This is a genomic window from Kitasatospora sp. NPDC085895, from assembly GCF_040702125.1.
Classification (GTDB): Bacteria; Actinomycetota; Actinomycetes; order Streptomycetales; family Streptomycetaceae; genus Kitasatospora; species Kitasatospora arboriphila.
On the sequence record NZ_JBFBJY010000124.1, the window covers coordinates 1 to 14806 of the forward strand.

Annotated in this window: 17 protein-coding genes, 3 tRNA genes and 1 pseudogene; 10 read left to right on the forward strand and 11 right to left on the reverse strand. The window is 71.8% G+C overall.

Annotated elements, in window-relative coordinates:
- Nucleotides 1-147: 147 nt before the first annotated feature.
- Nucleotides 148-990 carry a ParA family protein gene (locus AB0442_RS38935; protein ID WP_366168262.1) on the reverse strand — a complete coding sequence of 281 codons (843 nt, stop codon included), beginning with the start codon at nucleotides 988-990 and terminating at the stop codon, nucleotides 148-150.
- A gap of 352 nt (nucleotides 991-1342) precedes the next feature.
- Here AB0442_RS38935 and AB0442_RS38940 point away from each other — a divergent pair, with 352 nt between their 5' ends.
- The gene (locus tag AB0442_RS38940; protein WP_366168263.1) at nucleotides 1343-2704 is read left to right on the forward strand and encodes an endonuclease domain-containing protein; all 1362 of its coding nucleotides are present in this window, start codon (nucleotides 1343-1345) and stop codon (nucleotides 2702-2704) included.
- Between the two features lie 363 nt (nucleotides 2705-3067).
- Here AB0442_RS38940 and AB0442_RS38945 read toward each other — a convergent pair whose 3' ends face one another.
- The gene (locus AB0442_RS38945) at nucleotides 3068-3421 is read right to left on the reverse strand and encodes an STAS domain-containing protein (RefSeq protein WP_366168264.1); all 354 of its coding nucleotides are present in this window, start codon (nucleotides 3419-3421) and stop codon (nucleotides 3068-3070) included.
- A gap of 298 nt (nucleotides 3422-3719) precedes the next feature.
- Here AB0442_RS38945 and AB0442_RS38950 point away from each other — a divergent pair, with 298 nt between their 5' ends.
- Nucleotides 3720-3977, forward strand: a complete 258-nt coding sequence (locus AB0442_RS38950) for a hypothetical protein (RefSeq protein WP_366168265.1) — start codon at nucleotides 3720-3722, stop codon at nucleotides 3975-3977.
- 290 nt (nucleotides 3978-4267) lie between these two features.
- Nucleotides 4268-4714, forward strand: coding sequence for a hypothetical protein (locus tag AB0442_RS38955; RefSeq protein ID WP_366168266.1), 447 nt, complete (start codon nucleotides 4268-4270; stop codon nucleotides 4712-4714).
- A gap of 19 nt (nucleotides 4715-4733) precedes the next feature.
- On the opposite strand, the gene AB0442_RS38960 is transcribed toward AB0442_RS38955, so the two are convergent.
- The 3 genes from AB0442_RS38960 to AB0442_RS38970 form a co-directional block, all read right to left on the reverse strand.
- On the reverse strand, nucleotides 4734-5216 hold the full coding sequence (locus AB0442_RS38960; RefSeq protein WP_366168267.1) for a hypothetical protein: 483 nt from the start codon (nucleotides 5214-5216) through the stop codon (nucleotides 4734-4736).
- 109 nt (nucleotides 5217-5325) lie between these two features.
- Entirely contained in the window at nucleotides 5326-5619 is a 294-nt protein-coding gene (locus AB0442_RS38965) for a hypothetical protein (protein WP_366168268.1), read from the reverse strand.
- A 145-nt stretch (nucleotides 5620-5764) separates the two neighbouring features.
- Nucleotides 5765-5847: transfer RNA gene (locus tag AB0442_RS38970), tRNA-Leu, on the reverse strand.
- A gap of 164 nt (nucleotides 5848-6011) precedes the next feature.
- Between AB0442_RS38970 and AB0442_RS38975 the strand changes: the two genes are divergently transcribed.
- Nucleotides 6012-6341: a hypothetical protein gene (locus AB0442_RS38975; RefSeq protein WP_366168269.1), complete on the forward strand. Its 330-nt coding sequence runs from the start codon at nucleotides 6012-6014 to the stop codon at nucleotides 6339-6341.
- A 613-nt stretch (nucleotides 6342-6954) separates the two neighbouring features.
- On the opposite strand, the gene AB0442_RS38980 is transcribed toward AB0442_RS38975, so the two are convergent.
- The 3 genes from AB0442_RS38980 to AB0442_RS38990 all read right to left on the reverse strand — a co-directional run bounded on the left by AB0442_RS38980 (nucleotide 6955) and on the right by AB0442_RS38990 (nucleotide 8085).
- Complete coding sequence (locus AB0442_RS38980) at nucleotides 6955-7158, reverse strand: hypothetical protein (RefSeq protein WP_366168270.1); 204 nt, start codon at nucleotides 7156-7158, stop codon at nucleotides 6955-6957.
- A gap of 40 nt (nucleotides 7159-7198) precedes the next feature.
- Complete coding sequence (mihF, locus tag AB0442_RS38985; RefSeq protein ID WP_366168271.1) at nucleotides 7199-7522, reverse strand: integration host factor, actinobacterial type; 324 nt, start codon at nucleotides 7520-7522, stop codon at nucleotides 7199-7201.
- A 489-nt stretch (nucleotides 7523-8011) separates the two neighbouring features.
- Nucleotides 8012-8085 (reverse strand) — tRNA-Lys (locus AB0442_RS38990).
- A gap of 578 nt (nucleotides 8086-8663) precedes the next feature.
- On the opposite strand from AB0442_RS38990, the gene AB0442_RS38995 reads away from it, so the two are divergent.
- A tRNA-Ile gene (locus tag AB0442_RS38995) sits at nucleotides 8664-8737 on the forward strand.
- Between the two features lie 200 nt (nucleotides 8738-8937).
- Entirely contained in the window at nucleotides 8938-9339 is a 402-nt protein-coding gene (locus tag AB0442_RS39000) for a hypothetical protein (RefSeq protein WP_366168272.1), read from the forward strand.
- 77 nt (nucleotides 9340-9416) lie between these two features.
- On the opposite strand, the gene AB0442_RS39005 is transcribed toward AB0442_RS39000, so the two are convergent.
- The gene (locus AB0442_RS39005; RefSeq protein ID WP_366168277.1) at nucleotides 9417-9773 is read right to left on the reverse strand and encodes a four-helix bundle copper-binding protein; all 357 of its coding nucleotides are present in this window, start codon (nucleotides 9771-9773) and stop codon (nucleotides 9417-9419) included.
- A gap of 462 nt (nucleotides 9774-10235) precedes the next feature.
- Between AB0442_RS39005 and AB0442_RS39010 the strand changes: the two genes are divergently transcribed.
- Both AB0442_RS39010 and ssb read left to right on the forward strand, forming a co-directional pair.
- Complete coding sequence (locus AB0442_RS39010) at nucleotides 10236-12452, forward strand: ATP-dependent RecD-like DNA helicase (RefSeq protein ID WP_366168278.1); 2217 nt, start codon at nucleotides 10236-10238, stop codon at nucleotides 12450-12452.
- Between the two features lie 105 nt (nucleotides 12453-12557).
- Nucleotides 12558-13049 (forward strand): single-stranded DNA-binding protein, encoded by a 492-nt coding sequence (gene ssb, locus AB0442_RS39015; RefSeq protein ID WP_366168273.1) that lies wholly within the window; start codon nucleotides 12558-12560, stop codon nucleotides 13047-13049.
- A gap of 36 nt (nucleotides 13050-13085) precedes the next feature.
- On the opposite strand, the gene AB0442_RS39020 is transcribed toward ssb, so the two are convergent.
- Nucleotides 13086-13490, reverse strand: a complete 405-nt coding sequence (locus AB0442_RS39020; RefSeq protein WP_366168274.1) for a helix-turn-helix domain-containing protein — start codon at nucleotides 13488-13490, stop codon at nucleotides 13086-13088.
- Nucleotides 13491-13641: 151 nt separating this feature from the next.
- Here AB0442_RS39020 and AB0442_RS39025 point away from each other — a divergent pair, with 151 nt between their 5' ends.
- On the forward strand, nucleotides 13642-13917 hold the full coding sequence (locus tag AB0442_RS39025; protein WP_366168275.1) for a hypothetical protein: 276 nt from the start codon (nucleotides 13642-13644) through the stop codon (nucleotides 13915-13917).
- A 46-nt stretch (nucleotides 13918-13963) separates the two neighbouring features.
- Here AB0442_RS39025 and AB0442_RS39030 read toward each other — a convergent pair whose 3' ends face one another.
- Nucleotides 13964-14314: a hypothetical protein gene (locus tag AB0442_RS39030; protein ID WP_366168276.1), complete on the reverse strand. Its 351-nt coding sequence runs from the start codon at nucleotides 14312-14314 to the stop codon at nucleotides 13964-13966.
- Between the two features lie 400 nt (nucleotides 14315-14714).
- Between AB0442_RS39030 and AB0442_RS39035 the strand changes: the two are divergent.
- Nucleotides 14715-14806, forward strand: a pseudogene (locus AB0442_RS39035) (IS5/IS1182 family transposase); the annotation flags it as partial.

Sequence of the window (14806 nt, forward strand, 5' to 3'; positions counted from 1 at the left end):
GAGCTGCCCTCAGCTTCAACCAGGTTGCTGCGACAACCCGGCGGTGCAGGTCTCTCACCTCACTCGACTCCACGGCGCCTCGTGGCGCACCCACCAGGTACGACAAACTCGCCGTCCGCTACGAAGCAACAGTGCTGGTCGCGGCCATCAACGAATGGCTGTGACCAGCACTTTCGCAACAGACCCTAGAGGGCTTCTCCTGCTGCTGCCGTGAGGATCCGGTCGTAGGCCTCGGCAAGCGCCTGGGCCTCCTTGCCAGGGGCCGCGGTGATGGGCACGCAGGCGAAACGCGTCTGCTGGCGCACCGAGTGCCGGGGGAATCGCAAGGTCGTCGCGGTACAGCTCGCCATACGTCTCGGCCAGGAAGCCCCCTATGGCGTCCTTCAGGGTGCTGCGCCCGCCGGGGACGATCGAAGGCACGATGCCGACCACGCGGAGGTCGGAGTTCATGCCGAGATTCTTGACCAGCTTGATGGTGGCGAGCGCCTCCTGGGCGCCGATGCGGCCGTCCTCGTCCAGAGTGGCGGGGACGATGACGTCGGTCGCCGCGACGAGGGCGGCGGTCACGAGCTTGCCCCCTGCGCGCGGCGGAAGGTCGAGGATTCCCACAGACCCGGGCTTTATAGCGCCTTTCAGTGCCAGTCGCAGTCGGAACTCGAGTCCGACAGCCATGTTGTCGGTCTCCCGGTTGGCGAGGGCGCGCTCTGCCGCGATCACCTGCACGCCGGGCCAGGCATCGGACGCCGGGGCGAACGCCTCCGCGGCGAGCCCCGTCTCGCCCTGGGGGTCAAGGGCGAGCAGGTCGTTCATGGTGAAGGCCGGCGCCTGGTCCTCGGAGATGCCGAGCTCGGCGGTGAAGGTGCCCCGGGGGTCGAGGTCTCCCGCGACGACGTCCAGTCCTCGACGTCGGGCCGCGGCCGTCAGGCCGGCTGACAAAGCGCTCTTGCCGACGCCGCCCTTCTCGCTGTAGACCGCGATCACTCTGTTCATGCGGCGCCCCTTAGCCGTCGACTGCCCTGTTCACGGAGGGCAGGTTATCCGGAGCCGGCCGCTGCGCTGAACACCGCCCGATGGTGTTACCCGTCGCGGCGCCCGGCGAGCGAGGCCGTCCGGCCGATCGAGGCGGGCGGTCAGCGGTCGCCCGAAGAGGTCGGGCGGCAGGATTGAGCGGGCCTCCCTGATAGGGGGATTGAACGTTGACGGTGGTGCAGCTGGCTGTGCGCGGCAATGTGAATATGGCGCAGGACGGCGCTGTCGATCCCCTGTCGGCAGCGGCTCAATTCAACCGTCGCCGGCATCCCCGGCTGTCGGCATGTCGGTGCTGGCCCGTTAGCCTGTCGGTATGACGGGTCGTGTCGTCCCGGGCCGTGCGGGCGGTCTGATCACTTTGGCTGCTGCGGACGCTTTGTGGGCCGAGTTGACGGCCGACAGTGCTGTGCCGACTGTTTCTGCGGCGTTCACCTGCTTTCCTGCCGATGCCGCGGCTGGCTATGGCCTGCTCGGCGGTCGTGTGGTGGCGACGGTGAAGGCAAGTTACGGCTGGTGGGGTGTTTCGCAGGCCGAGGTACGCCGGGCGGCGGCGGAACTGAACGCGGTGGGGGTGAACTGCCAGGACCTGGTTCGCGTCGGTCCGTTCCGGCGTGTGCCGGAGTCGGAGCCCGGCAGGGGAACGTTGCTGTGTTGGCGTCGGCGCATCGCCCGGGAAATGCTGGAGCCGGACGACCTCGAGCGGGCGGCGCGACGTGAGGGCGGCCGGCTGCATCATTTGGCGGGAGTCGACTGGCGCCGGATGCTCGTGGAACGGACCCATGATCGGACGGTGCGGACGTGGTGGTTGCCGCGCGCCGTGGTCCGAGTGTTGGACGCGGCCGAGCACGCCGAAGCACAGTGGCAGCAAACCATGCGGACCCGCCAAGAACACCCGGCCGTTGCTATAGAAGAGCAACGTTCCCGCCAGCAGCCGTCTCAAGCCGCCGACAACGGCCGCCGGACAACGGGTCCCGACCTTCCGACTGTCCCGCTGCGTCCGTACGGCGAGGAGTTGGAAGGCCACGTGTACGCGGTGCTCAGTAGGAAGCCCGGCATCTCCCGCCAGGTGGCCGGGTGGTCTTGCGCGGTCTGCAACGCGGCGCCGGCTGCCGTGCTCGATCACTGCCACGAGCACGGCTATGTGCGCGCCCCCGTCTGCCAGTCTTGCAATACCCAGGAACGCCCGGACCACCTGTACCCCAATGACGTCCGGGTGGCCGGCCGCTACACGCGCCTTTTCGACACCGACGCCCCTACTTGGCTGCGGCACTGGCACCGCTGCCCGGGCTGCCGCGCCCGTACCACCCTGCCTCTGCCGCACCTGGCCGCCTGGACCGCCCATACCGCCTGCCGACCGCTGCGCCCGACTCACCGCGACCCCCGTAGGGCTAGCGGCCGTACGCCCTGCGGTGTGCTGCGGGTGTCCTGGACGGGCAGCCAGAATGCGCCCCGGTCCTGCCTGCTCAGCGTCTCCGTCGACTTCTGCCCCTCGGGCGAGCACCGCATCCTGGCGCGTGTCTCGTACCGCGAGGCCGTCAAGCGGTTCGGTGTCTGGCTGGCCGAGACCGCCCCCGCGGTGGCTGCTGCGGCCGGTCCCGACCGCCTGGAGAGCCTTCCCGCCCAGTTCCGCCCGGTCGTCGCCGACACAAGCGGCAAGGGCCTGGCGCTGTTCTGAACGGGACACATCCCCGCCGCGACGGCCAGCCGCCGGCCACCGCACCACGCCTGGTCCGCCGGACGTCCAGCCGGACAGCTCCTGCACGTAGGTATCCAGCGCCGGTGCGTGTGCCGGTGAAGCTGCTGACGGGCGACGACGTCCAGCGCCCGACGGCCCCACATCGAGGCACCAACGCCACCCTGCGCCGCCCGGAACAGCCGGTCACAGACTCCTGCAGCTCCCGCTGCTCCGGTGTCCGGACAAGAGATGTTGCGGTGATCGCCGTGCCGCGCGAGCCCATGCCGATCACGGCCCGGCCCGTGCTCCCCGGGCTCCGCCCGACCAGGGAGAGTACGGCCTGCACCGCGGACGCCGCGACAGTCAGACGGTGCCCAGAGCAGGGCCGTTGTCGGGAAGGTCGAGGACGGCGTCGGCCCCTGTGGCGTGTATCAGGTGACGTAGCTGTTCGCTGGTGCCGGTCAGCCGTAGGGCAGTTCCCTGGTGGTACGCGGCGCGGTGGGCGGTGAGGAGCTGGTGGAGGCCGGCGGGTGTGCACAGGGTAAGTCGGCTGCAGTCGACGAGCAGGACCTGGGGCTGGGGCAGGCTGCGCAGGGCGTGACTGAGAATGTCGTGCAGGAGAGCGGCGGTGTCCTGGTGAGCCTGGCCGCGTAGCCGCAGCAGATCGGTGCCGGGCGCGGTCCCGGTGATGTGGCTGCTGTGCAGTTCGGGAGTCACACGGGAGGCCTGGTCCTTCGCAGCGTGCGCAAAGCGCCGGTTTTGTCTCACTGTCCCAGGCCACGGGCTCAGACGCATCCACCGGCAGCCGCACGCCGGGTCTGTCACCCGTCCAGGAAGCCGGTTCGGACAGCACCGGGCCAGTACCGTGACGGCGGCCACTGCTGCACCGGTATCCAGACAGAGGAACCGTGTCGCCGCTGGAACCCGCGCGGGCCCTACCCGCTGCGCCCGTGAGCCGTCCTCGCTGCTGGTGTGCGCTGGGTATGGCGCGGCCGCTACGGTGCCTTCTGGCTCGGTGGACGAGTCGGTTCGAAGAATGCCGACGGTGGTGGTTGTGGCGGGTGCGGAGGACGCGGTGACAGCTGCGGTGGAAGAGCTGGCTGCCGCACAGGAAGCGATGGCCGGGGCACGGCGGGGTGTGACCCGGGCGGTGGTGGCGGCGTGGCGGTCGGGGGTGTCGATGGCGCGGCTGGGGGAGTTGTCGGGGCTGGGCGCGATGGGGGTGCGCAATCTGCTGGACGCGGCGGGCGCACGGGAGCGGCACGGCGATTGAGCGCGGCAACCGCCTCAATTTTCTGCCTACCCGCCGCCGGGCACGGTCCGGCTGTTGACACCGCGACCGCGGCAGGCAGTGCCAGCGGTAGGGGTGGGCGGCGTCCGGTGCGTAGCCAGGTGCGGCACGGGCAGGCCTCGTGCGCGGACTACGGCTGCACCCGAGAAGAGTGTCGGCAAGCCGCGGTGCGGGCGCGGCGACGCCGGGACCGGGAGCGGGCGGCAGGTGTGCCGGCCCGGGTGGACGTCGGGCCGGTGGCGGCATACGCGGCCGTGCTGCAGCGAAGGGGCATGTCCGCGCAGGACATCGCGGACGTATCCGGGGTGTCGGTGACGCTGGTGCGCCGACTGCTGCGCCCGCAGGGGGTGCGGCCGGTGCGGGTGTCGCGGACGACGGCGGATGCGGTGCTGGGTGTGCCGCTGCTGCCGGCGCAGCACACCGTTGTCGGAGCGGCTGGTCGGCCGGGGCTGACCGGTGCTCATCGCGCGGCCGGTCTGCTCGTCGAACTGGCGGAGCGGGGCTGGAGGGCGGAGTACCTGGCGGGGCGGCTGGGGGTGAGTTCGCGGACGGTGGCGGCCGTGCGGGACGGCACACGCAGCCGGCTGGGCATCGCCCTCGACCTGCGGATCCGCCACCTCTACACCGAACTGGCCGCCACCACACCCGCCGCGGCGGGAATCCCGGTGGCAGACGCTGCCCGCACCCGCACCTGGGCGCTGCGCCGGCGGGGCGGCTGACGCAGAGGGGCATGGCAGGTCAGGCGGCACCGCTGCGGCCGCCGTCTTGGTCAGTGTGGTCGTCACCGTGGCTGTCTTGATCTTCTTCTTTCCGTGTGTCGTCTTCGGCGCTGGCGTTCTGCTGGTGGCCGGGGTGCTGGAGGAGGCGGTGGAGGTGCCAGTGGTGGGCGCGGTCGAGTTGGTGGGGGGTGAGGCCGGTGGCGTGCAGGAGGTGCTCGGTGGTGGTGGGGCCGAGGCGGCGGTGGGTTTCGAAGAGGATGGAGGCCCACAGTTCCTCGAGGTCGAAGGGCCGTTGTTCGTAGGCGATGACGAGGGTTTCGAGGTGGTCCCAGGAGCAGGCGGTCAGCAGGCGTTCGCCGTGTTCGAGTGCGTCGCGGGCGGTGGCGGAGGAGTCCGCGACTATGTACAGGTAGGCCTCCGGCTCGGGTATGAGGACGCCGCACAGGTCGCACAGTTCGATGCCGTCGATGTCCCGGTGGCGGTGGTTGTCGGGATGCGTCATGGCGGACCCCCTGTTCTGTCCGGCGCTATGGCCTTGAGGTTGCCGGCCGGCACAATGCGGGCGGTTGCCGCATGCGCCCTGGCGGCTTCGATGGCCGGGGTCTGTTCGCTCAGCCGGCCGGGTCGGGGGGTGGGGGCGCGGTGGCGGCGTGGCCTTTTTTGGCGGCGTCGACCATGTGCTGGTGCAGGGTGCGGGCCTGGTGTTCGGTGTCGGCGGGGACGGGGCTGCCGGTGACGGTGAACCATTCGCTGGCGCCGGTGTATTGCACGGTGAGGACGGCGGTGTGGTCGCTCCAGGTGGTGTGCAGGGTGAGATCGCCGTAGATCGGGCCGGCTTCGAGGGTGTCGACGCCGCCGGGGCCGCTGAGGATGCCCTGGGTGGTCCAGGTCGCCCATGCCGTCATCGCCGCCTCCAAGCGTCCGGACCCGCCAGGATGGGTAGGACATGTGTCCCCAGTGAGGGACCTGCCGTATACCGGTGGGATCGCACGAACCACCGACAGGGCCGGACCGTCTACATCGGGTGACCGCTGGCCTGTTCCGGCGGGGTGGGGGTGGAGGGAGTCGAACCCTCACGCCGCGCGGGCGCCGGTACTTGAAGCCGGTGCGTCTGCCCATTCCGCCACACCCCCGGGTGTGTGCCGGTCAGGGTAACCGACTCCGCACCCCGGCGACACCCCGTAGTTCCGGATACTGCGGGCCCCGAGGCTGGTCCGTGGGGCGGCGCACACCGGGTGCGTGTCGGCTCTTCCCGGCCGGGCTCTGATCGGTAGGCTCTGCCGGAGTGGATCACCGTGTGCTGTTCGAGGGCGTGTGCGAGCTGTTGACCGGCTCGGGTCTGCTGATCGCCGCGCCGGGCCGGCCGGGTCTGCATGTGGGGCACGGCCCGCGTGGCGTGGTGGTCGACTGGCAGGAGAGCGGAACCGCCATGTCCGGGGCGTTCCCGCTCACGGTGCCGCCGCAGCCAGCCGGACCGCCCACCGGGAGCAGTCTCGCACGGTTCGGGGAGCGGGAGGCGGTGGTGTTCGCGCTGGCCGCGGTCCTGGAGCACGCCGGTTTTCCTGTCACCGCCCAGGCGGGCGGCACGCTGCTGATCACCGCAGGGACCGGAACAGGGGACGGCTGAGGACGGTCGCGCCAGCGGGTGTTCCGGGCCGAGGGACGCTCGACGTGGCTCGCCGCCCGTTCGACCCGGAACCAGTGCGGGCAGGCCCCGAGCTGCGGTGGTGCCCGCCCAGTTCGGGACGGTAACGCAACGGACGAGGCCGTGTCGGCGGGGCGCGCCGGACACTCCCGCAGGCGGCCGACGCGGTGCCGATGAGGTTTCCCGCTGGCGCTGTGTGTCCGGGGGCCGGGGTCAGCGGGTGGTCCAGGTGGGGCAGTGGGCGGTGTGGCGGGTGAGCATCACGACGGTGCCACCGTCCAGCACCTGCCGGACGGGCAGCGCCCCACAACAGACCGCGCCCACAGTGTTCGTCTCTGCGGTGCGGCCGGAGGCGGCCGACGACGGGCCGGCGCGATGGTGCAGGAGAGCGAGAACAGACCGGCCCCAGGAACGCAGCAGACCAACACGGCGGGCGGGGACGCGGGAACAGACCGACATGGCGGACAGCCTCCCGGAGACGAACGGACGGCAGACGGCGGACACGCCGACCGGACCCCGAGCGCTGCGCCGAGCCTGCCGGCCGTCTACGGATCCCGGCGCGCTGCCGATGATCACCACTGGCCGGGGTGCCGGATCAGACATTGGGCCGGGGACGGCCGGGCGGTGTCGGGTCGGGGCGCTGACGGAGGATCTCGGCGGCGATGTCGGCGTAGCTGGCGCCGAGCGCGACGGCCTGTTCCATCAGGTGCAGGCCGATCCGCGGGTCGGTGCGGTGCTGGGCTCCGTCGTGTTCGATGACGGCGCGGGCTGCAGCGGTGACGGCCTGCTGCCGGTCCATACGCGACTGTTCCCGGGCTGGCGGATGCGGGACTGACCGGTCAGGGCCGGTCGGCCGGTGGCGCGGTGCGGGTGAGCAGGTCGGTGCGCTGGTGGGGGCCGAGGCCCTGGACGCGGCGGGTGGGGGAGATACCGGACTCCTCCAGGATGCGGGCGGCGCCGATCTTGCCGATGCCGGGCAGGGATGCGAGCAGGCGCCGCACCGGGATCCGGCCGGCCACCGAGTCCGTGCGCTCGAGGACTTCGGCCAGGGTGGTGTGTCCGCGCTTGAGGGCGTGCAGCAGGGCGCTGCGTTCTTGACGGGCTTCCATGGCGCGTTCCAGGGCACGGGCGCGGTCGTCGGGGGTCAGCGGCGGCAGAGCCACAGAACGGTTTCCTCTCATCGGTGCCGGGCCATTGCGGTGCCCGCCGGTGTGCTCCCGCGGCGGGTGTCCTGGCGGGTGGCGCGTGGCTGGTCAGGCGGCGGTGGCCGTCGTGTCGGCCGCCGGGAGTGGTGTGGGCGCGGGCGTGGTCGGCGCGCTGCTGGTCGGCGGTAGCGCGGGTGGGGGGCGAGAATCGTCCAGCCGCAGCTGCAGTCGGCCTGCCAGCCGGCCCGGCCCGGGCAGAGCGGCCCGCTCTCCTCGGCACGGCTGCGAGGGCTCGGGTGAATGCAGCGGGTGCCGCCTGGGTGGACGGGGTCGGTGCGCAGGATGCGGCTGACCATCAGCGGGCTCCCCTTGGTCACGGCTGCGGTGCGGGCACCGCTCCGGCAGTGGGCGGGCGGTGGCGGGCACCGAGAGTAACCGGACCCGGGGCGGTGCGGTCAAGCCGTCGCCTTTCCGGCAGGTTTGCGGCGCGCGGTCCCGACGTGAAAGTGCGCCGCCGGGGGCTCGAACCCCGGACCCGCTGATTAAAAGTCAGCTGCTCTGACCGACTGAGCTAGCGGCGCTCTTCGACGATAACCGGCCCCAGGCGTGGGTCCGGGCCCCGGGGGCTGTGCTGGGTGGTGACGGTGGGGCTGGTGGGGCTGGTGGGGCATTTGAGTATCAATTACCCCGGTGGGGTGTTCGATTGTCGGGTGATCATGGTGGTCGGCGCCTCCCACGGCGTCCGTCCTGGCGGTGTCTGCCGGTACCCCCGTGCTCGGGAGCCGCCGCTGGCTTGTGGGGTGTCTGTCGTCCTGGCCGGTGGCCGGGGAGGCCCGGTGGTGGATCGGCAGTTCGTGTCGGGTCTGGCGCCGGCAGGCACCCGCTGGCTGCCCCTCGGTCCGCGCCCGGGGGCAGCCCCACCCTTCTCTCCCGCCGGCTCCCACCGGGCGGCCGGTCCTGCTCGAGTCCACCCCTTGCCGGGAAGCGCCGCCTGGGCCGGTTGCTCGGGCCGTTGCGTCCGGATCTGGACGCTGGCCGGCAACCGGCGTCGCGGCGGGCCCGTGTCCGTGGTCCTGCTGTCGGCCGGGGTGGTGGTTTCGGGTGGGCTGTTCGGCGGGTGGGGTGTGAGGATGCTGTGAAGCGCCTGGTGTTGTGGCCGGGGGTGGTAGCTCAGACGGTTAGAGCAGGGGACTCATAATCCTCCGGTCGCGGGTTCGAGTCCCGCCCACCCCACTTTGCCGCGGACTCGTGGCCGCGCCTGCGTACCGGCAGCACCGCGGGACTCGTGGCGGGAGGAGAAGCGCGGCCGGTGCACACCGGGTAGGCCCGTGGGCGGGCATGTCGCGGATCGGGCCGGCGGGCCCCCGGTCGCGCACCAGAAGGATTGCTGCGTCGGCGGCCGTCCGGGCGTGGAGGAGGTTGGGGTGTCGTTGGTGGATCTGGCGGTGTGGCAGGCGCTGCGGTCGACGTGCCGGTACCGGGTGGGTGCGGTGCTGGTGGCGGGCAGCCGGGTGCTGGCCCTGTCGCCGAATCTGCGGCGCAACAATCCGATGGTCGATGTGCGCCACGCCACCTTCCACACGGAGGAGGCGGTGCTGCGGCGGGTGCGCGCCCCGGCGGCGGGCGCGCAGGTGTACGTGGCGCGGGTCGGCCGGTCTGGTGTGCCGCTGCTCGCCCGCCCGTGCCCGCGGTGCCGGCGTGCGCTGGCCCGGGCGGGCGTGGTCCGCGCCCACTACACCTCCGGCCCGGCAACCGTGGACACCATGAAAATCCGCGAACCGTCACATCTCCGGCTTCAGGTCGGCCGGAAGGGCCGAGAAATGGGCCGGTTCTGACCGTGCGGCCGGGCACGGCCGCCCAAGAGACCAGGGGGTGTTCCCCAGAATCCTGGAGAACACCCCGGATGGCATGGTCAGGCCATGGCCTTCGTCATGGCCTGCGCCATGGACCGACAGGATGTGGCGCAGGTGCGACACGCTTCGGCGCACTTGGTGAGCATGTCGTCGTCGGGCATGGCGGCGCAGGCTTCGGCGCACATCTCGCAGGCGCGGGCGGTCATCTCGCACATCTCTGCCGTCATCGCGGACATGCGCATGGCCATCTGCGCGCACATGCGGGAGGTCTCAGCGCAGTCCATGAGCGCGCGCATGAGCTTGGAGTCGGCGTAGGCGCCGCCCTGCTGCAGGCAGTAGCTCATCGTCTCCTCGCACCGGGTGTAGCAGGCCAGGCACGCCTCGATGCTCTTGTGCATCTGCGGGCTCAGTTCCATCGACTTCACGACAACCACTCCTTCGAACCGAACGGGCCATCTGCCCGAAATGAGACTATTGCCCGATCATGGGATCGGCTGCGACCCGCGCCGCGAGGCAGGTGCCCGATGCGGCGGCGGACAGGCGTCGGGCCGCGGCCAGTCGTCGTGCAGCTCGGGCGATCAGGACCGGGGACCTCGCGATCCTCCGGCTGCGGGTTCGGGCCTGCCGGCCTCGCCCGCCGCAGAGACCGCGGCGTGTGATCCGCCGACGCGGAGAGCTGCCGGGTTCGTGGACCGCCCGCCGCCCGCCGCCCGCCTGCGCGCATGGCAACCGGACCGCTGCGGGTGCAGGGCGTCCGATGACTGCCCTGTCGTCCCGCCGGGTGGGTCGGTCCGGGTACGGTGCCAGGCGTCGGGGTGCCGGGTGTGGTCGGGGAGGGGCGGGGAGTCTTGGGTTCGGGTTCGGGTGGGCAGGTGCCGGTGCGGCAGCTGGCGCAGGTGGAGGGGGTGCTGGAGCGGATCACCTACGCGAACGAGGAGACCGGTTACACGGTGGCCCGGGTGGACACCGGCCGCGGCGCGAACGATCTGCTGACCGTGGTGGGCGCGCTGTTGGGTGCGCAGGTGGGGGAGTCGCTGCGGCTGTGCGGCCGGTGGGGCTCGCATCCGCAGTACGGCCGGCAGTTCACGGTGGAGAACTACACCACCGTGCTGCCGGCCACGGTGCAGGGTATTCGCCGCTACCTCGGCTCCGGTTTGATCAAGGGTATCGGGCCGCGGATCGCGGAGCGGATCGTCGAGGTCTTCGGCACCGACACCCTCGAGGTGATCGAGACCGAGCCCGCACGGCTGATCGAGGTCCCGGGCCTGGGCCCCAAGCGCACCCGGAAGATCGCGGACGCGTGGGAGGAGCAGAAGGCCATCAAGGAGGTGATGGTCTTCCTGCAGGGCGTCGGTGTCTCCACGTCGCTGGCGGTGCGGATCTACAAGAAGTACGGCGACGCCTCGATCGGCGTGGTGAAGAACCAGCCCTACCGGCTGGCCTCCGACGTATGGGGCATCGGCTTCCTCACCGCCGACAGGATCGCGCAGGCCGTCGGCATCCCACACGACTCCCCGGAGCGGGTGAAGGCCGGCCTGCAGTACGCCCTCTCCCAGAGCACCGACCAGGGCCACTGCTACCTCCCGGAGGAACGCCTGATCGCCGACGGCGTCAAACTCCTCCAGGTCGACACCGGCCTGGTCATCGACAGCCTCGCCGAGCTGGTCGCCGAGGACGGCGTCGTGCGCGAACCACTCCCCGGCGAGACGGGCGAGCCGGTGACGGCGGTGTATCTGGTGTCGTTCCACCGCGCCGAGATCTCGCTGGCGAACCAGCTGCTGCGCCTTTTGCACGCCGACAGCGACCGGATGCCCGCCTTCGGCGGCCAGAACGGCGCGGGGGTGGACTGGGAGGCGGCCCTGGGCTGGCTGGCCCGCCGAACCGGCGCCGACCTGGCTCCCGAACAGCGCCAGGCCGTCCAACTCGCCCTGACCGAGAGGGTGGCGGTGCTGACCGGCGGGCCGGGCTGCGGCAAGTCCTTCACCGTCAAATCGATCGTCACCATGGCGCTGGCCAAGAACGCCAAGGTGGTCCTCGCCGCCCCCACCGGACGGGCCGCCAAACGCCTCGCGGAGCTGACCGGCGCCGAGGCCTCCACCGTGCACCGGCTCCTCGAACTACGGCCGGGCGGGGATGCGGCCTACGACCGGGACCGGCCGCTGGATGCGGACCTGGTCGTCGTCGACGAGGCCTCCATGCTGGACCTGATCCTCGCCAACAAGCTGGCCAAGGCCGTCGCCCCGGGCGCGCATCTGCTGTTCGTCGGCGATGTGGACCAGCTGCCCTCGGTCGGCGCCGGCGAGGTGCTGCGCGACCTGCTCGCCGACCACAGCCCGATCCCGGCGGTGCGGCTGACCCAGGTGTTCCGGCAGGCGCAGCAGTCCGGCGTGGTCAGTAACGCGCACCGGATCAACCGGGGTCTGCCGCCGGTCACCGACCACCTGGCGGACTTCTTCCTGTTCGTCGAGGAGGACACCGAACGGGCCGCCGGCCTGACCGTCGACGTCGCGGCCCGCCGCATCCCCCAGCGCTTCGGCCTGGATGCGCGGCGGGATGTGCAGGTGCTGGCGCCGATGCACCGCGGGCCGGCCGGCGCCGGGAACCTGAACACCCTGCTGCAGGCCGCGATCACCCCCGCCGCCGAGCACGTGGCGGAGCGCCGGTTCGGCGGGCGGACGTTCCGGGTCGGGGACAAGGTCACCCAGATCCGCAACAACTACGAGAAGGGCCAGAACGGCGTGTTCAACGGCACCGTCGGCGTCGTCACCGCCCTCGATGCGGTGGAGCAGCAGCTGACCGTGCGCACCGACGAGGACGAGGACATCACCTACGGCTTCGACGAACTGGACGAACTCGCCCACGCCTACGCGGTGACGATCCACCGCTCGCAGGGCAGCGAATACCCGGCGGTGGTGATCCCGGTGACCACCTCGGCCTGGACCATGCTGCAGCGCAACCTGCTCTACACCGCCGTCACCCGCGCGAAGAAACTCGTCGTCCTGGTCGGCTCCCGCCGCGCCCTCGGGCAGGCCGTCCGCGCGGTCAGCGCCGGACGCCGGCACACCGCACTCGACCACCGCCTCACCACCACCTGACCCAAGGCCCGGGCACCGCCCCGATCCGAGGCCACGACATTGCGCGTCCGCGGAGGTCCTGCCGTTTCGCTCCCGGCTGTCGGTGGGGTGTGCCAGGCTCACGGTATGCGCAACGATCTTCCGCTGACGGTGATCGGCAACCTGGTCGAGGACCCGGAACTGCGGTTCACCCCGACCGGGGTGCCGGTGGCCCGGTTCACCGTCGCCTTCACACCCCGCAGCTTCGATCGCGAGACCAACACCTGGCGCGACGGCGAACCCACCTTCCTGGACTGCACCGCCTGGCGCCAGCTCGCCGAGAACCTCGCCGCCTCCCTCACCAAGGGCGCCCGCGTCGTCGTCGCCGGGCGGCTGCGCACCGACCGCTGGGAAACCCCGGAAGGGGAGAAACGCTCGAAGATGGTGCTGGACGTCGACGACGCCGGCGCCTCCATGACCTTCGCCACCGTCGCCATCACCCGCACCACCCGCAGCACGCCGCCCCGGGAAGCGGCGCCGGACGACGTGTGGGACACCGCCACCCCCACCCGCCCCACCGCGCCGTCCGAGCCCGCACCGGGGGACCGGCCGGTTCCTGGGCAGGAACCGCCCTTCTGAACTGGCCCCACGCCGCCCGGACCCGGCGCCGGCGCTCTACGGGCGGGGTGTGCGGCCCCGGGTGCGCAGGGTGGTGCCGGCTTCGTGCAGCAGGGCGTGGACGAAGGATGTGGACCGGTTGTAGCGGTGGGCAAGGGCGCGGATGGTGGATCCCTGCTCGTAGCGGGCGCGCATCTCGGCGGCGAGCCGGTCGCGGTCGGCCCCGCGCAGATGCTCACCGCGCCGCCACCACACCTCGGGCAGGATCTCAGCCTCCTGCTGACAGTCCGGGCACCGCCCAGGGAGCGTCGTGCTGTCGGCGGGGGCGGTCAGACCCCAGCCCCCACAGGCGGTGCAGCCGTCGGCGGCATCCAGGTCGGGCGCGAACGCAGCCAGGACGTGGCCGACGGCCAGACGCCGGGCGGCCGGACCGTCGGTGCACGGTGCGGTAGGTCGGGGCATGGTGGTCAGTACGGCAGCGGCCAGCCGGACGGGGTGCGCAGGTCCAGCGGCGGCCTGGGAGCAGGAGCCTTCGGCTTGCGGACGAGATGCTGGCGCACGGGGCACCGCCTTTCAAAATCGGCCGCCCACAGCAGCAGGACGGAGGTCACGCATGCCACAGTCCGAGGGCCTGGGGCGCAAGCATGTGGCGGCGCTGCGCACGGTGGTGGAGCTGGGCGAGCGGCGTGCTGCGCTGCTGGCGGAGGCGGACGCTGTGCTGGAGGAGTTGCGGCCGGCGGTGTTGGCCGCGATCCGGATGGGCGTGGCGCGGGATCGGGTGCGCAAGCTGGCCCGGATCAGCACCACCACCCTGTACGGGTGGCTCGCCGACGACGACAACCTGCCGGTCAGAAAGCCGCACCCGGTCCGCACCCGCCGCACCCCCTGACCGGGGGATGGAGGTCGAGGCGCGCGGTGGCGCTCCAGGGGGATGCTCACGCCGGCAGCGGCGCTGGCGCGGGTCCCGGTGCGCGGTTCGTCGGCCGGTCCAGCCGGGGCCGGGGCGGTGGGCGCGGTGCGGTGCGGTGCCCGGGCAGGGACTGCTCGTAACAGGACCGGGAGCAGTAGTCGTGCCGACGGCGCAGACCCACCCGGTGATGGCGAGTACCGCAGACGGGACATTGCTTGCCGCTGCCGTCGGCCGGGTGCAGGCCGAGGGCCGCCAGCAGCAGATCATGATCGTCGCTGCTCAGCGCGCGGGCCGCAACCGCCCGCCGAGCCCCCTCGACCGCACCGTCCGGCAACTCGCCCACCACCAGGGCCTGCAACTCCTTGAGAACATCCACCGCTGCTCCTTCCTCTCCGGTGTGATCCGCGGGACCGTGCCCTGGGTCCGCCGGGTGTGGTCCACGGGCGGCTGTGCCGGTGGGGCGGTCCCGGGGCTCGACGGTTTGGCTGTGGGCAGGGGTGGGGTCCGGGCGCGTGTGCAGTGCGTGCCCTGACCCCACCCGTTGTGGCCCGGCCGTGGTCCACCCACCCGGCCGGGCCGTCCTCCGGGTGCCGGTCCTGTCAGGGACACCAGCGCCCGGAAGTCTCTGTGCGTGTGCCGTCCGGGGTTGCCGGTAGGCGTGCGGGGCGGCGGTTTCAGCCGGTGGCGGGGGTGGGGTTAACAAGCCCTAACAGAATGGGATGGCCGCGTTACCTTGGACTTGTGGGTGCAGATTTGCCCTGGTGAGGAGGTGTGCGATGGCCCGCCCCAAGCCCTGGGAGATCGACGACGAGCTGTGGGCGCTGATCGAGCCGTTGCTGCCGGTCGTCCAGCGCCGGGTGGACCATCC

What these genes read in the sequence shown, in the direction of transcription:
- ssb (WP_366168273.1), top strand. Translation starts at nt 12,558, where the DNA reads ATGCGCAACGATCTTCCGCTGACGGTGATCGGCAACCTGGTCGAGGAC.
- AB0442_RS38940 (WP_366168263.1), top strand. Translation starts at nt 1,343, where the DNA reads ATGACGGGTCGTGTCGTCCCGGGCCGTGCGGGCGGTCTGATCACTTTG.
- AB0442_RS38955 (WP_366168266.1), top strand. Translation starts at nt 4,268, where the DNA reads ATGTCCGCGCAGGACATCGCGGACGTATCCGGGGTGTCGGTGACGCTG.
- AB0442_RS38935 (WP_366168262.1), bottom strand. Translation starts at nt 990, where the DNA reads ATGAACAGAGTGATCGCGGTCTACAGCGAGAAGGGCGGCGTCGGCAAG.
- AB0442_RS38965 (WP_366168268.1), bottom strand. Translation starts at nt 5,619, where the DNA reads ATGACGGCATGGGCGACCTGGACCACCCAGGGCATCCTCAGCGGCCCC.
- AB0442_RS39005 (WP_366168277.1), bottom strand. Translation starts at nt 9,773, where the DNA reads ATGGAACTGAGCCCGCAGATGCACAAGAGCATCGAGGCGTGCCTGGCC.
- AB0442_RS39025 (WP_366168275.1), top strand. Translation starts at nt 13,642, where the DNA reads ATGCCACAGTCCGAGGGCCTGGGGCGCAAGCATGTGGCGGCGCTGCGC.
- AB0442_RS38980 (WP_366168270.1), bottom strand. Translation starts at nt 7,158, where the DNA reads ATGGACCGGCAGCAGGCCGTCACCGCTGCAGCCCGCGCCGTCATCGAA.
- AB0442_RS38960 (WP_366168267.1), bottom strand. Translation starts at nt 5,216, where the DNA reads ATGACGCATCCCGACAACCACCGCCACCGGGACATCGACGGCATCGAA.
- AB0442_RS39020 (WP_366168274.1), bottom strand. Translation starts at nt 13,490, where the DNA reads ATGCCCCGACCTACCGCACCGTGCACCGACGGTCCGGCCGCCCGGCGT.